General features: G+C 44.3%; 15 protein-coding genes and 1 pseudogene. 14 read left to right on the plus strand and 2 right to left on the minus strand.

Going from position 1 to position 15,527, the window contains the following annotated elements; all coding sequences use genetic code 11:
- Positions 1-458: 458 nt before the first annotated feature.
- Positions 459-1,022, minus strand: coding sequence for a Slp family lipoprotein (locus tag B4F66_RS05445; protein ID WP_292357713.1), 564 nt, complete (start codon positions 1,020-1,022; stop codon positions 459-461).
- 250 nt (positions 1,023-1,272) lie between these two features.
- Here B4F66_RS05445 and rho point away from each other — a divergent pair, with 250 nt between their 5' ends.
- From rho to B4F66_RS05490, 9 genes and pseudogenes are all read left to right on the plus strand, one after another.
- A complete protein-coding gene (rho, locus tag B4F66_RS05450; RefSeq protein ID WP_014707466.1) occupies positions 1,273-2,532 on the plus strand; it encodes a transcription termination factor Rho in 1,260 nt (419 codons plus the stop codon).
- A gap of 47 nt (positions 2,533-2,579) precedes the next feature.
- Positions 2,580-3,497 (plus strand): tRNA (adenosine(37)-N6)-dimethylallyltransferase MiaA, encoded by a 918-nt coding sequence (gene miaA / locus B4F66_RS05455; RefSeq protein ID WP_292398496.1) that lies wholly within the window; start codon positions 2,580-2,582, stop codon positions 3,495-3,497.
- Positions 3,498-3,572: 75 nt separating this feature from the next.
- Positions 3,573-3,782 (plus strand): annotated as a pseudogene (hfq, locus tag B4F66_RS05460) (RNA chaperone Hfq); the annotation flags it as partial.
- A 28-nt stretch (positions 3,783-3,810) separates the two neighbouring features.
- Positions 3,811-4,956: a ribosome rescue GTPase HflX gene (gene hflX, locus B4F66_RS05465; protein ID WP_292357708.1), complete on the plus strand. Its 1,146-nt coding sequence runs from the start codon at positions 3,811-3,813 to the stop codon at positions 4,954-4,956.
- A 94-nt stretch (positions 4,957-5,050) separates the two neighbouring features.
- Positions 5,051-6,265, plus strand: a complete 1,215-nt coding sequence (gene hflK, locus B4F66_RS05470; protein WP_292357706.1) for an FtsH protease activity modulator HflK — start codon at positions 5,051-5,053, stop codon at positions 6,263-6,265.
- A gap of 2 nt (positions 6,266-6,267) precedes the next feature.
- Positions 6,268-7,140 carry a protease modulator HflC gene (gene hflC / locus B4F66_RS05475; protein WP_292357704.1) on the plus strand — a complete coding sequence of 291 codons (873 nt, stop codon included), beginning with the start codon at positions 6,268-6,270 and terminating at the stop codon, positions 7,138-7,140.
- Positions 7,137-7,334, plus strand: a complete 198-nt coding sequence (locus B4F66_RS05480) for a DUF2065 domain-containing protein (protein ID WP_292357702.1) — start codon at positions 7,137-7,139, stop codon at positions 7,332-7,334. Before hflC ends, B4F66_RS05480 begins: the two co-directional genes overlap by 4 nt.
- Before the next feature lie 5 nt (positions 7,335-7,339).
- A complete protein-coding gene (locus B4F66_RS05485) occupies positions 7,340-8,530 on the plus strand; it encodes an ATP phosphoribosyltransferase regulatory subunit (RefSeq protein ID WP_292357700.1) in 1,191 nt (396 codons plus the stop codon).
- Positions 8,523-9,818: an adenylosuccinate synthase gene (locus B4F66_RS05490; protein ID WP_292357698.1), complete on the plus strand. Its 1,296-nt coding sequence runs from the start codon at positions 8,523-8,525 to the stop codon at positions 9,816-9,818. Before B4F66_RS05485 ends, B4F66_RS05490 begins: the two co-directional genes overlap by 8 nt.
- Before the next feature lie 58 nt (positions 9,819-9,876).
- On the opposite strand, the gene B4F66_RS05495 is transcribed toward B4F66_RS05490, so the two are convergent.
- Positions 9,877-10,740 (minus strand): NAD(P)-dependent oxidoreductase, encoded by an 864-nt coding sequence (locus tag B4F66_RS05495; protein WP_292357696.1) that lies wholly within the window; start codon positions 10,738-10,740, stop codon positions 9,877-9,879.
- 104 nt (positions 10,741-10,844) lie between these two features.
- Here B4F66_RS05495 and glyA point away from each other — a divergent pair, with 104 nt between their 5' ends.
- The 5 genes from glyA to ribBA all read left to right on the plus strand — a co-directional run bounded on the left by glyA (position 10,845) and on the right by ribBA (position 15,522).
- Positions 10,845-12,098, plus strand: coding sequence for a serine hydroxymethyltransferase (gene glyA, locus B4F66_RS05500; protein ID WP_292357695.1), 1,254 nt, complete (start codon positions 10,845-10,847; stop codon positions 12,096-12,098).
- 14 nt (positions 12,099-12,112) lie between these two features.
- Positions 12,113-12,586, plus strand: coding sequence for a transcriptional regulator NrdR (gene nrdR, locus B4F66_RS05505; RefSeq protein WP_292357693.1), 474 nt, complete (start codon positions 12,113-12,115; stop codon positions 12,584-12,586).
- 87 nt (positions 12,587-12,673) lie between these two features.
- A complete protein-coding gene (gene ribD, locus B4F66_RS05510; RefSeq protein WP_292357691.1) occupies positions 12,674-13,771 on the plus strand; it encodes a bifunctional diaminohydroxyphosphoribosylaminopyrimidine deaminase/5-amino-6-(5-phosphoribosylamino)uracil reductase RibD in 1,098 nt (365 codons plus the stop codon).
- Between the two features lie 2 nt (positions 13,772-13,773).
- Positions 13,774-14,415 (plus strand): riboflavin synthase, encoded by a 642-nt coding sequence (locus tag B4F66_RS05515; RefSeq protein ID WP_292357690.1) that lies wholly within the window; start codon positions 13,774-13,776, stop codon positions 14,413-14,415.
- Positions 14,416-15,522 carry a bifunctional 3,4-dihydroxy-2-butanone-4-phosphate synthase/GTP cyclohydrolase II gene (ribBA, locus tag B4F66_RS05520; RefSeq protein WP_292357688.1) on the plus strand — a complete coding sequence of 369 codons (1,107 nt, stop codon included), beginning with the start codon at positions 14,416-14,418 and terminating at the stop codon, positions 15,520-15,522. It begins immediately after the preceding gene.
- Positions 15,523-15,527: the final 5 nt, after the last annotated feature.

Genomic DNA, 15,527 nt, shown 5'->3' on the forward strand with positions numbered 1-15,527 from the left:
TGCCAGGCTTTAATACAAAAAAAGAGCCCATCCAATCGGATGGGCTCTTTTTTTTGGCTTGAAGGTTTGCGTTATCCTGCCTGAGCATGTGACTCCCCATGTGACATTATCGCCGGGACAAGCCATGTTCCAGACATGGCTTTGCATACACTCCGTCCAGGGAGATAAGCGGTTTTGCATGAGCGAAGCGAGCCCGTAGGGGCAGCCACAGGGAGGTGGCTGATAAAGTAGGTCACCGATAACTGCTCCTGCGTTATCGGCATACATCACATACCTGTGAATAAATGTCGCGCTTTTATATAAAACACCAAGTCGATATCAGAGTTATTGAGTGATATACACGTGAGCTAAAAGTTAGCCATTTGAAGATAAAAAAAGGCGCAGTTTAATGAGACGAGATCTTCCTAAACTTGATTTGATGTAAGACAAAATAAACCTTTCATAGCAACGTTATCTATTCACCAATAATAGTAAGGATAACCAAATCGTTGATATTGCCAATACCTATTATAGTATCCATTATAGGGATAAAAACCGTTATAAAAGAAAGGATCATAAAAAGGATCTCGCTGAATTGGTTGATACAGTTGCCACTTATACATTGATGAAACTTCTAGAACAGGCATGATCAACTCTTTCTGGTCTACTTTTCTTGTCTCCATTCCATTTAGGGTGCCGGTAAAAGTCAGTAACGTCCCTTTTTTGTAAACAACAGGATCAATAAATTCAGTTGTTCTTGCTAGAAAACGACCAGCACTTGATTGACTTGTAACTGGTTTACCGTAATGATTAAGTGGATATTGAACAATTTGCAGGATTGAAGCATCATTATTATTTTCTACACTCACTACTTCGCCACCCCAGCGAACATCCTGATTGGCAAAGTTTTCAATCTGCCCCTGGATTTCATTAAGTTGTAGATCATTACTTGGAGCGGTCGAGATTTGCTTTGGGATATTACTGCAACCGGACAGTAAAACCAGTACAAAACTTGTCACGAAAAATGCAGACATCTGTTTCATTGATTGAACCTTTGAAAAATTGATTTTACCTATTTAGAACAAAACCAATCTAGTATAAGTTTCATTACGAGACTATTTGCGTGGGTCTTTTTATATTTAGGGAGTTTTTTCCTAAAAATGCTGGACGGTTTTAATAATTACTGATAATCTTACCGACAATTTTCTGGTTAAATCTCCCATACTTCACATAATCGCGTTCTCCGCGCGCATCCAAGGTAATCCTGATTTTAAAACCCATTTTAGGTAATACATGAATCTGACAGAACTGAAAAAGCAGTCCGCTGCTGAATTAATGGAACTTGCACTATCCATGAATCTTGAGGGCCTTGCCCGCAATCGAAAACAAGAACTAATATTTGCACTTGTTAAAGCACATGCCAAACAAGGCGATGACGTCTACACTACGGGCGTCTTAGAATTATTACCGGATGGTTTTGGCTTCTTACGTTCGCCCGAAGACTCCTATGTCGCTGGGCCAGATGATATATATGTTTCACCCAGCCAAATCCGCCGATTTCACTTAAGAACTGGCGATACTATTAAAGGTAAAATTCGTCCACCTAAAGACAGTGAACGTTATTTTGCTTTAGTAAAAGTTGATGAGATCAACTACGAAAAACCAGAAAACTCTCGTAACAAAGTCCCCTTTGAAAACCTCACTCCATTGTTTGCCAATGAAAGATTTAATCTTGAGCGTGGCAATGGCAGTACTGAGGATTTGACAGCTCGTATTATCGATTTAGCTGCACCAATTGGTAAAGGGCAACGTGGTTTGGTTGTCGCGCCACCAAAATCTGGTAAGACCATGATTTTGCAATCAATAGCTCAATCAATCGCCTCAAATTATCCTGAAAGCGATCTGATTGTATTATTGATTGATGAACGTCCGGAAGAAGTCACCGAGATGCAGCGTTCTGTAAGAGGAGAGGTTGTCTCAAGTACCTTTGATGAACCGGCAACACGTCATGTGCAAGTTGCAGAAATGGTCATTGAGAAAGCGAAGCGCCTTGTAGAACATAAGCATGACGTCGTTATTCTGTTAGATTCAATTACCCGTTTAGCGCGTGCATACAATACAGTCTCGCCTTCATCCGGTAAGGTCCTTACTGGTGGTGTCGATGCAAATGCGCTGCAACGTCCTAAACGGTTCTTTGGCGCGGCCCGAAATATTGAAGAAGGTGGAAGTTTAACCATTATTGCAACGGCTCTGATTGAAACCGGTTCACGCATGGACGAGGTTATTTTCGAAGAGTTTAAAGGTACCGGTAATATGGAAGTATTACTTGAACGTAAATTGGCTGACCGTCGTATTTATCCTGCGATTAATGTCACACGTTCCGGTACCCGTCGTGAAGAATTACTGACTAATGAAGAAGATCTTCAGAAGCTGTGGATCTTACGTAAGATTCTGGCTCCAATGGAACCCATTGAAGCAATGGAATTTCTGATGGATAGGCTAAAATCGACTAAAACCAATGTTGAGTTTTTTGACTCAATGAAGCAAGGGTAATTATCGATTTGTTGTCTGGCCAAGCTGTGCCACCAGCCATTTTTTTAATGGGGCCCACGGCCGCAGGTAAAACAGAGCTGGCAATATTTCTTGCTCAGAATCTTCCCGTAGAAATTATCAGTGTTGATTCTGCTCTTGTTTACAAGCAGATGGATATTGGTACAGCCAAGCCAGATGCACTCACGTTGCAGAAGTATCCTCATCATCTGGTGAATATTCTTGATCCTACAGAGGCTTATTCTGCGGGAAGATTTCGTCAGGATGCGTTGGCGTTAATGGATGATATTACCCAGCGGGGAAAAGTTCCGTTACTGGTTGGCGGGACGATGCTGTATTTTAAAACGTTGCAATATGGCATTGCAGAGTTACCAGAAGCTGACGCACAAGTCCGATCAAAACTGGCGAATGAGCTTCAGCAATTTGGCTTGCCGTATTTGCATGATCGACTGGCCAAAATAGATCCTGTTTCGGCAAAACGTATTCATAATAATGATCCGCAAAGATTATTACGTGCCTTGGAAGTTTATGAGATTTCTGGGAAATCATTAACTGAATTAACCAAATATTCAGATTTTTTATTGCCCTATGAAGTCATAAAAATAATTCTATCGCCTTTTGATCGAAAAATTCTGCATCAACGAATCGCCAAAAGATACGAAACAATGATGCAAGCTGGATTTATTGATGAAGTCAGAAAACTGTATCGGCGTGAAGATCTGCATCCAGCATTGCCATCAATTCGGGCTGTAGGCTACCGACAGGCATGGTCTTTTCTGCGCGGAGAGTATGACGAAGCCACCTTTATTGAAAAAGCAATTATTGCTACAAGGCAAATGGCGAAACGTCAGCTGACCTGGTTAAGAGCTCAAAAAGATGGTGTTTGGTTTGACAGCAGTACAGATTTACCAGAACAACAGGTATTGGATTTTATACGTTACAAGCTGGCTACATCCGATAATGCTTGACGATTCTGTGCAGCCTTTTAGAATGCCTAATATACTATTTGAAATTTAACAATAATAACAACGATGGAGTCGACAATGGCCAAAGCCCAATCCTTGCAGGATCCTTTTTTAAACGCATTACGTCGAGAAAATGTTTCAGTTTCAATATATCTGGTCAATGGCATTAAACTACAGGGTCAGATTGATTCCTTCGATCAATTTGTCATTTTACTGAAAAACTCAGTGAATCAAATGGTCTATAAACATGCCATTTCGACTATTGTTCCTGCAAGAAATGTTCAGATAACCCAAGAAGAATAAGGGAGTTTATTGATTGTTTGATCGGCCTGATAGCAATGCAGCTTTTGAAGAGAATTCCGAACAGGAATCCGTTGTTTTAGTTCACCTTGATTTTAATGATCGGGGATTTGATGAAAAACAACAGGAATTCCTTGAATTGGTTAATTCAACAGGTACCAATATTTCAGCCGTAGTGCATGGCAAACGTCAGCGGCCTGATTCAAAGTACTTCGCCGGTTCAGGCAAGGTAGAAGAAATAGCTGAACTTGTAGCAGCCAATGATGCTGCGGTAGTGATTTTTAACCACGAACTCTCTCCCAGTCAGGAACGTAATCTTGAACAGCGGTTAAAATGCCGTGTATTAGGCCGCACCGGTCTGATTCTGGATATTTTCGCTCGAAGAGCCCGCTCACATGAAGGTAAACTTCAGGTAGAACTCGCACAATTGCAGCACCTTTCCACACGGCTGGTTCGTGGATGGACTCACTTGGAAAGACAAAAAGGGGGTATTGGTTTACGTGGTCCCGGTGAAACTCAGTTAGAAACAGATAGAAGGCTGCTTGGACAACGCATCAAATCCCTTAAGAAGCGCCTTGATAAAGTGCGTTCACAACGAGATCAGGGAAGACGCTCAAGACAACGTGCCGGTGTGCCGGTTGTTTCTTTGGTCGGTTATACCAACGTAGGAAAATCAACACTTTTCAATCGAATGACGGCTGCTGATGTTTATGCTGACGATCGTTTATTCGCTACGTTGGATCCTACGTTACGCCGATTAAGGTTAGCAGAAACTGAACCTCTGATAATTGCTGACACAGTCGGATTCATTCGTCAGCTTCCCCATGATTTAGTTGAGTCTTTCAGTTCCACTTTGGAAGAAACACGGGATGCTTCTCTGTTGTTACATGTTGTAGATGCCGCTGCACTCGACAGGGATGAGTTGATGAAACATGTTGACGATGTCCTGCAACAGATAGGTGCTGACGAGTTACCGCAATTGATTATTTATAACAAAATTGATCGCCTGGAAAATGTTCAGCCGAAAATTGAACGGGATCAGCAAGGAAAAATACGTCGTATCTGGCTTTCTGCGCAAACAGGTGAAGGCTTGGATCTATTGAGGATGGCATTACAAGAATATTTTCCTGAGCAACTCTCAGCGATTGAATCAGTCAATTAAAACGGACTTTTGGTTGCTATCGGCAACCATGTCCGTAAAATAGATTCATTCGGTTTCCACATTGAAAATCATAAATTAAATTTTGGAGCGGTACATGGCTTGGAATGAACCCGGTAGTGGTGATAAAGACCCATGGGGTAAGCGTGGTGGTGGCAATGATGGCCCCCCTGATCTTGATGAAGTAGTAAAAAACCTACAGCGTAAGTTTGCCGGAATGTTTGGTGGCAAAGGTGGTGGAAATAATACTCAACCGCCAGAAGGCAATAATAATAAAGCCGGTTCAATCGGCGCTGGCTTAATCGCCGCTATTATTTTACTGGTTTGGTTGCTATCCGGAATTTATATTGTCGAACCTGCCGAGCGCGGTGTGGTTTTACGTTTTGGTCAATACAGTCACACAGCTATGCCTGGTCCTCACTGGCATTTCCCTTATCCAATCGATAAAGTTGAAGTGGTTGATGTTGCAAAAATACGTTCTGTTGAGATTGGTTATCGTTCTGCAGGTGGCAGACCAGAAAGTAATGTTTTGTCTGAGTCTTTGATGTTGACGAATGACGAAAATATTGTCGACTTAAAGATTGCTGGCCAATATCGCATTAACGATGCGGCGCAGTATTTGTTTAATGTTCGTACTCCAGACACCATTCTCCGTCAGATGATGGAAAGTGCTGTTCGTGAAGTTGTTGGGCAATCGACAATGGACTTTGTATTAACTGAGGGGCGGAGTGAAGTTGCCACTCGGACTGAGCAACGCTTGCAAGCCATGCTGGATGCTCACGCTACCGGTTTGACAGTTACCAGTGTCAGTATGCAGGATGTTCAACCGCCTGAGCAGGTTCAGTCAGCTTTTGCAGACGTGGTCAAAGCACGTGAAGATGAAGTCAGACAGAAGAATGAAGCTGAAGCCTACGCAAATGATATTATCCCAAGGGCTCGCGGGCAGGCCTTCCGTGATATTCAGGAAGCTGAAGCTTACAAGAGTCAGGTGGTTGCCAAAGCAAATGGTGAAGCCAGTCGTTTTGTTCAGGTTATGACCGAATACGAGAAAGCCCCGTTAATCACCCAGGAACGTCTCTATATTGATGCTATGGAATCTGTCTACAGTCGCAGTCAGAAAGTAATGGTAGATATTGATAGCGGTGGAAACAATGTTCTTTACTTGCCATTGGATAGAATGCGTAGCAGTGGTGGTAATGCTCCTCGTGTAGATTTAAATAACTTGAATTACCCGACAACGGGTAATAGCACCACTACATCCACAACAAGTTCTTCTGATCAAGATGGATCACGTAGCCGGGGAGGACGATAATCATGAGTTCTAAATTTACTACAATTATTTTTATTGTTGTCCTGGCATTGATCACGATGAGTTCTGCCATCTTCTTTGTGGATGAACGTGAGCGCGTTATATTGCTTCGTTTAGGTCAAATTGAACATGCTGACTTTGAGCCGGGTATTCATTTCAAAATTCCATTTGTGAATGAAGTTCGTCGTTTCGATGGTCGTATTCTCAGTCTTGATGCCACACCAGCACGATACCTGACCGGCGAAAAGAAAAACGTTATTGTGGATTCTTTTGTCCTATGGCGTATTTCCAATGTTGCTGATTACTTCACTTCGATGGGTGGAGATGAAGAAAGCGCCAAATTACGCATATCCCAGATTATCAAAGATGGGCTACGTGCCGAATTTGGGCGCCGCACGATTCAGGAAGTGGTTTCTGGTGAACGTTCTGAGATGGTCAGTGGCTTGATGGATGAAGCAAACAGGATTTCAAACGAGTTTGGTATTGAGGTTGTTAATGTCCGCATTAAGCGTATTGATTTGCCTACTGAAGTAAGTTCATCGGTTTACACGCGGATGGAAGCTGAACGTGAAAGGGTAGCGAAAGATTTACGGTCACGCGGTGCAGAAGAAGCAGAAAAAATCCGTTCAGATGCAGACAGACAACGTACCGTAATACTGGCTGAGGCAAATCGCCAATCAGAAATGTTACGTGGTGAAGGTGATGCGATTGCAACCCAAATCTATGCCGATGCGTATGGTCAGAATGAGAATTTTTATTCATTCTATCGCCGTTTAGGTGCATACAAGCATATCTTCCAAGGAGATGACATGCTGGTCATTGAACCGAAAGGTGATTTCTTCAGCAGTTTTAGTGACTTGAATACATTGGAACAGTGAGTGACTCACTGATTCAGAGTCTATGGCTCGCCACCGCATTAATGTTGATTATAGAAGGGATTTTGCCGTTTATTAATCCCACAGCATTAAGGCGAGCCATACTCCAAATTGCCACAATGACGGATCAGCAAATACGCATAACAGGATTGCTGAGTATGCTGGCTGGCCTGTTGATTTTATACTGGGTTAATTAATTTACATGACACTAAAAGAAAGTTGGTTGCTCCCTGAGGGCATCGATGAATTAATGCCTGAAGAGGCTGCACAGCTGGAACGAATGCATCGGCTGTTGGTTGATCGTATGCAAAGTTGGGGCTACCAGCTTGTTGTACCGCCTCTGGTTGAATATCTGGATTCCTTATTAACCGGCACCGCAAAAACCCTGGATCTGCAAACCTTTAAATTGATAGACCAGTTATCCGGCCGATTGCTTGGAATTCGCGCTGATATGACTCCCCAAGTTGCCAGAATCGCTGCCCATCGTTTACGCGATAATTCAGATGTATTACGTCTTTGCTACATCGGTAGCGTATTGCATACATTGCCGGCTGGTCAGGCCAGTTCACGTAATCCGATCCAATTAGGGGCTGAAATATACGGCCATGCTGGTCCAGAAAGTGATATGGAAAGTATCCAACTGATGGTCGAGTTACTGGAGATCAGTGGGGTTTCAGGTTCAATCTCTTTAGATATTGGTCATGTTGGTATTTATCGTGGATTAGCTGATTATGCAGAATTGGATGATGAGCAAGAGCAGGCATTGTTTTCTGCCATGCAACGCAAAGCCTTGCCGGAAATACTGCATTTATTATCAGGTTACGCTATTGCTGAAAACGCTAGTAATATGTTGGCGGCCCTATCCGAGTTGAATGGTGACGTCAGCGTTTTGGATAAAGCAAAACGAATATTACAGGATGCCCCTGATTCGGTATTAAAAGCACTCGACACACTGGTTGTTCTTGCTGAGATGGCAAAACAACGGTTACCAGAGATTCAATTGAATTTTGATCTGGCAGAGCTTCGAGGCTATCACTACCATACGGGAGTGGTTTTTGCGGCTTATCAGTCAAATTCGGCACAGGCGATTGCCTTAGGTGGCAGATATGACGATATTGGTCAGGATTTCGGTCACGCTCAGCCCGCGACTGGCTTCAGCCTGGATCTGAAAAAGCTGGTAACCAGTTTCCCCAAACCAACTGAAAAACGTCAGGTTATAGCGACGCAATGGTCAACTGATCAGCAACAGCTTGAATTGGTCTCAAACTTACGTGAACAGGGAAATATTGTTGTATTTGATTTACCTGGCAGTACCACACAAACTGAAAAAACATTGATTCAACAAGATGGCCGCTGGCAAGTGGTCGATACAGGAAATAACACGCGTGGCTAAAAATATTGTAGTAATTGGTTCCCAATGGGGTGATGAAGGTAAAGGCAAAGTCGTTGATCTGTTAACCGACAGTGTCTCTGCCGTTGTGCGTTTTCAAGGCGGACATAATGCAGGACATACCCTGGTTATTGAGGGCAAAAAAACCATTTTGCATCTGATACCGTCCGGTATATTGCGTGAACATGTTCAATGCCTTATTGGTAATGGTGTGGTGCTATCGCCAGAAGCATTGATCAAAGAAATGAACGAATTGGAAACCAATGGTATTCCGGTTCGCCAGCGTCTTAAAATCAGTGCTGCCTGTCCGTTGATTCTGCCTTATCACGTAGCGCTGGATGTCGCCAGAGAGTCACGCCGTGGCAAAGACGCGATTGGCACCACTGGCCGAGGCATCGGTCCAGCCTATGAAGATAAAGTGGCTCGTCGGGGGCTGCGGCTTGGCGATCTGGCTAACGAGCAAAAATTTGTGGAAAAACTGTGTGAAGTTGTCAGCTTTCATAATTTTGCCTTGATAAATTACTATCAGGCTGCTCCTGTGAGTTTTGAACAGGTACGTGATGAAACTTTAGCCATGCGTGATGTACTGTTGCCAATGATTGCCGATATTCCGGCTATGCTGCAGCAATATTATCTCAACGGTGATCGCGTGATGTTTGAAGGTGCTCAGGGCGCGTTGCTGGATATTGACCACGGAACCTACCCTTATGTCACTTCATCCAATACGACTGCCGGTGGTAGCGCAACGGGTGCGGGTGTTGGACCTTGTCATATTGATTATGTATTGGGTATTACCAAAGCCTATGCTACTCGTGTCGGCGCAGGTCCATTTCCATCAGAATTAAGCTGTGGCATTGGTAAACATTTATCTGAAAAGGGACACGAAAAAGGTTCGACAACCGGTCGTGATCGTCGTTGTGGCTGGCTTGATATGGTGGCGCTAAACCGTGCCAGCTGGATTAACAGCATTACCGGTTTATGTTTAACAAAACTGGATGTACTGGACGGACTGGAAACGATTCGCTTATGCATTGGTTACAAACGCCATGGAGAAGATGTAACCGTTCTGCCACTGAGTGCTGATGAGTTTGAGGGATGTGAACCGGTATATATTGATATGCCTGGTTGGCAGGACTCCACCTTGGGTATCACTGAGTTTGATGCCTTGCCGGAAAATGCTCGTAATTATATTAACAAGATTCAGGACTTGGCCGGTGTGCCGATTGATATTATTTCCACCGGTCCCGACCGCTGTGAAACGATTATTCGCCGTGATTTGTTTAGCTTGTAATTCCTGTTGTAAGCCTTATCAAAACGCCCTCTAACAGAGGGCGTTTTTGATCATGGAATTATTTTCTATCAGGTGAAATCGCGGCATATATTGCCGAATAATCAGTATTCTCCAGACCCATAGCAATTGTTTTATCCAGTAATCGACTGATACCTTCTAATGCACTGGTATCAAGACGAAGTTGCTCCCCAACCTCGAGAAATAAACGAGTATCTTTTGCAAGATGTTTGGTCGGGAAATTAGGATCGCTGAAATCACGATTGCGCATACGATCCAGCTTTTTATCAAAGGTTGGAGCATATAAAGCACTTTCACGCAAAATCTGCATAAATTGATCAACGTCAATCCCATTCTCTTCAATCAAGGCCAGACTTAATGAAAAGGTTGCTGTAAGGCCAGCAATTAATTGATTCAACGCTAACTTAATGGTCGCTGCCTGGCCAGTCCTTCCAATATATCGAGGCGTTTCGCCAATCATTTTTAATAAAGGAAGCGCCTGTTGATAATTATCCTCTGTTCCAGCTGCCATCAGAATCAGTTTGCCGCTTCGCGCTTCTGGCAAACTTCCTAAGACCGGGCACTCAAGATATTCTGCACCGGCATTGTTTAGCTGGTGTTCAATGTGCTGCGACTGTTGTGGTGCGATCGTACCCATTTGGATAAACAACTTATCCATAAATGCGCCGGGCGCAACACTGTCTAAAACGGTAGCAATAGCATCGGCATCGCTTAACAGTAAAACGACAATCTCGCTTTTTTCAACAGCTTCACTGGCAGCACTACAGATACGGGCGCCATGTGTGTTTAAATCTGCAATTTTTTCAATACTTCTATTGTAAATACTCAACTCACATTGTTGGGTGAGAAGGTGTTGTGCCAGGGCATTTCCCATAAGGCCACCACCAAGAATACCTATTTTCATAATGACTCCAGTTTGGATGAATTAAAAAGTCTATTCTTACATAGATGCTACGTGCGTTGTGGGATACAATATGCGGGCATTTACAGCCGCTACAGGGGAAAACTGTGTACAAAAAAAACATGAGCATTGCTGATTTTGATGACGAGTTGTTTCAGGCAATTTCTGCTGAAGAACAGCGTCAGGAAGATCACATCGAATTAATTGCTTCTGAGAACTATACCAGCCCACGGGTGATGGAAGCTCAGGGCTCATTGTTAACCAACAAATACGCAGAAGGTTATCCCGGTAAACGTTACTATGGCGGTTGTGAACACGTTGATACCGCTGAAGATTTGGCTATTGAACGAGCAAAAGCTTTATTCGGTGCTGATTACGCTAACGTGCAACCACATTCAGGTTCACAGGCCAATGCTGCAGTTTATCTGGCTTTATTGCAACCCGGTGATATGATTCTGGGCATGAGTCTGGCACACGGTGGTCATTTAACTCATGGCGCAAAAGTCAGTGCTTCTGGCAAAATCTATAACTCCGTGGCTTATGGCATCAGTAGTGATTCTGGTGAAATTGATTACAGTGAAGTTGAACGACTGGCAAAAGAACATCAGCCTAAATTGATCGTTGCCGGTTTTTCGGCTTATTCTCGCATTATCGACTGGCAAAAATTCCGTAATATTGCGGATTCAGTCGGTGCATATTTACTGGTTGATATGGCTCATATTGCCGGCTTGGTCGCTGCAGGCCTGTATCCAAATCCGGTCCAAATCGCTGATGTGACAACCACAACGACTCACAAAACATTAAGAGGCCCGCGTGGTGGTCTGATTCTGGCCAAATCCAATCCTGAAATTGAGAAAAAGCTGAACTCAGCCGTTTTCCCTGGTTTTCAGGGTGGGCCATTAATGCATGTCATTGCGGCAAAAGCAGTTGCTTTCAAGGAAGCAATGTTGCCGGAGTTCAAAACCTATCAACAGCAAGTTGTGAAAAATGCCCAGGCGATGGCCAAAGTCTTTATGGCACGTGGCTATGATGTAGTCTCTAAAGGAACCGATGACCATTTGTTCCTGGTCAGCTTTATTGAAGCTGGTTTGACTGGTAAAGAAGTTGATGCCTGGTTGGGTAATGCCCATATTACGGTCAATAAAAATGCTGTGCCTAATGATCCACAATCACCATTCGTTACCTCTGGTATTCGTGTCGGAACACCTGCGGTTACAACACGTGGCTTCAGCGAGCAGGATTGCACCGATTTGGCAGGCTGGATGTGTGATGTTATTGATAGTCATGGTGATGAAAAAGTGATTGCAGCTATTCGTGACAAAGTAATGACGATCTGCAAACGATTGCCAGTTTATTCATAAGTTTGAGCTGACTGATGCGTTGCCCGTTTTGCGGAGCTGAAGATTCAAAAGTCGTCGATTCGCGTCTTTCTTCTGAGGGAGATGCGATTCGACGACGTCGTATGTGTCAGGAATGTAATGAGCGGTTTACCACTTATGAAACCGCTGAGCTGAGTTTGCCAAGGTTGATTAAGCGTGATGCCACCCGTGAAGCGTTTGATGAAAATAAATTACGCGCGGGCATTATGCGGGCCCTGGAAAAACGCCCGGTCAGCATTGACGCTATTGATAATGCCGTAAAAACTATCACTCGACGCTTATGGGCAACGGGTGAAAGAGAAGTGCAAAGTCGTCTTGTGGGTGATTGGGTAATGGATGCATTACGTGAACTGGATGAAGTAGCTTATGTCCGATTCGCATCTGTTTATCGAAGTTTTCAGGATGTGAATGCGTTTCGGGAAGAAATTGAACGTATGGAAAATCGTGCATTATCTGACAAAGACAGCTGAATCTTACGGTCAGCACCAGTTTGTTCCAACGCATCATTCGAATGCGATTACAATCATAACGAACATTAATCTGTGGAGGCATTCCCAATGAGCCAACACGAACAATTTATGGCACAGGCAATACAACTTGCCTGGAAAGGATTATATACAGCAGATCCAAACCCTCGCGTTGGCTGTGTGATTGTAAAAAATGATCAGATAATCGGCCAGGGTTGGCACCATCGTGCCGGAGAAGCACATGCCGAGATAAATGCTCTGCATGATGCCGGACATGATGCAGAAGGTGCAGATTGTTATGTAACCCTTGAGCCCTGCAGTCATTTTGGACGAACTCCGCCATGTGCTGATGCATTAATCCGTGCGGGTATCAAACGTTTATTTGTTGCAATGACTGATCCGAATCCGGTTGTTTCTGGAACGGGTATTCAACGTATTGAACACGCGGGTATTGAAGTCCATCAGGGGATTTTGCAATCCCAGGCGGAACAATTAAATCCAGGCTTCATTCAACGTATGCGCCTCGGCAGACCCTATGTACGAAGTAAAATGGCGATGAGTCTTGATGGCCGCACCGCAATGGCTTCAGGAGAAAGTAAATGGATAACCGGCGCTGAAGCGCGTGCCGATGTACAGAAACTCCGGGCTCGCAGCTCAGCGATCCTGACAGGGGTCGGTACGGTACTGGCAGATGACCCGTTACTTAACGTTCGACATGTAGATGACTGGTATCCTCATGGTGAGAGCATCCGTCAGCCGCTAAAAGTTGTCGTCGACAGTGAACTGCGTATGCCGACTTCAGCCCGGATCCTCAATGACGCTAAAGTATTGTTGTTTACCGCTTGTGAGCGAATGGTTCGCGCTGATGTGGAAACCATTGTATTACCTGCGCCAAACAATCAGGTTGATTTGAGCGGTATGCTGGCTGTATTGGCCAAGCGTGAAATTAATGAAGTAATGGTCGAAGCAGGTGCAGTTTTAAATGGTGCTTTGTTACGATCACAATTAATTGATGAAATGATTTTTTATGTGGCACCAAAACTGATGGGGGATGCGGCCAGAGCCGTATTTCATTTACCGGGCATGGATCGCATGGCGCAAAATATTCAATTACACATTACCGATATACGGGCAATTGGTCAGGACTGGCGTATTACCGCAGTCCCAGAGTACAACGAGGCTTTTTAAACATGTTTACAGGTATTATCGCGGCCGTAGGCCAGCTGAAATCACTGGAATCACGCGGCGGAGATATTCGTTTGCATATTGATCCGGCCAAACTGGATCTGACTGACGTAAAACTGGGCGATAGTATCGCGGTCAATGGTGTGTGTTTAACCGTAGTCGAAATGGCGAGCAGAAGTTTACAGTTTGATGTCTCTCAGGAGACCCTACAACGAACCAGTCTGGGACAATTAAAAAAGGGTAGTGAAGCCAATCTTGAAAAAGCCCTTGCCGTTGGGGATCGTTTAGGCGGTCATATGGTTAGCGGGCATGTTGATGGTTTAGGTGAAGTGATCAGTAAAACGGCTTCGGCCCGTTCCTGGCAATATAAGATAAAAGTCCCGACAGAGCTGGAGCGTTATATTGCAGAAAAAGGTTCAATTACCATCGATGGGGTCAGTCTGACCGTGAATGGCGTATTTGATGGAGGTTTTGATATCAATATCATTCCGCATACGCTTGAAGAAACCATTATCAAACACTATCAAACCGGCACTCGGGTCAATCTGGAAGTGGATTTGATTGCCCGTTACCTTGAACGTCTGTTACCTCAGACTGGCTCCACCATCAGCCGGGATTTTCTCACTCAACAGGGTTATATTCGCTAAATGCAAATCAACAGCACCCAGGAAATTATCGACGACCTCAAGCAAGGCAAAATGGTCATCATCATGGATGATGAAGATCGCGAAAATGAAGGCGATTTAGTGATGGCGGCGGATAAAGTTACTGCTGAAGCCGTTAACTTTATGGCTAAATTCGGTCGGGGATTGATTTGCCTCACATTAACTGAAGATCGTTGCCGTCAGTTGCGTCTGCCACTTATGGTGATCGATAATCAAACACCTTATGCCACCAACTTCACTGTTTCAATTGAGGCGGCTGATGGCGTGACCACTGGTATTTCTGCAGCTGATCGTGCATTAACCATCCAAAAAGCCGTCGCACCTCAGGCTAAACCTGAGGATCTGGTGCAACCCGGACACATCTTTCCATTAAAAGCACAACCAGGTGGCGTTTTAACTCGTGCCGGACATACAGAAGCAGGTTGTGATTTGGCTTATCTGGCAGGCTGTACGCCGGCCGCAGTTATTGTCGAAATTCTCAATGATGATGGCACCATGGCCCGCCGTCCGGATCTGGAAAAGTTTGCCGAAACCCATCAGCTTAAAATAGGCACGATCGCAGATTTAATCAGTTATCGTCTGCAAAATGAAATGACGATTAAAGCGATGTCGACCTGTGAATTTCCCACCGAATATGGTGATTTCACTCTGCACAGTTACCAGGATGATGTAAGTGGTCAAACCCATCTGGCGTTAGTATATGGCGAAATTAATGCAGAACAGGAAACATTAGTACGTGTGCATATGGCCGATCCTTTAGGGGATTTACTGGCATCGAAACGTGAACCAACCCATTGGCCTTTACCGGATGTGATGCAACGAATTCAGCAAGCTGGAAAAGGTGTGCTTGTGGTATTAAGACAGCCAGAACAGAACAAACAACTGGCCGCAAAAATCGCCCGTTATCAGCAGCAGGATCAAGGCGAAGCTGCACCGTTCAAAGCCAGCTGGGATCTGAGAACCTTTGGTGTTGGCGCGCAGATCCTTGCAGATTTAGGGATACGTAAAATGCGGGTGATTGGTACTCCAACCAAGCTGACCGGTGTTTCCGGTTTTGGACTTGAATTAACCGGGTATGTAGAAGACTGAGCCAG

Origin of the sequence: Methylophaga sp. UBA3603, assembly GCF_002375335.1 — a bacterium.
GTDB lineage: Bacteria > Pseudomonadota > Gammaproteobacteria > Nitrosococcales > Methylophagaceae > Methylophaga.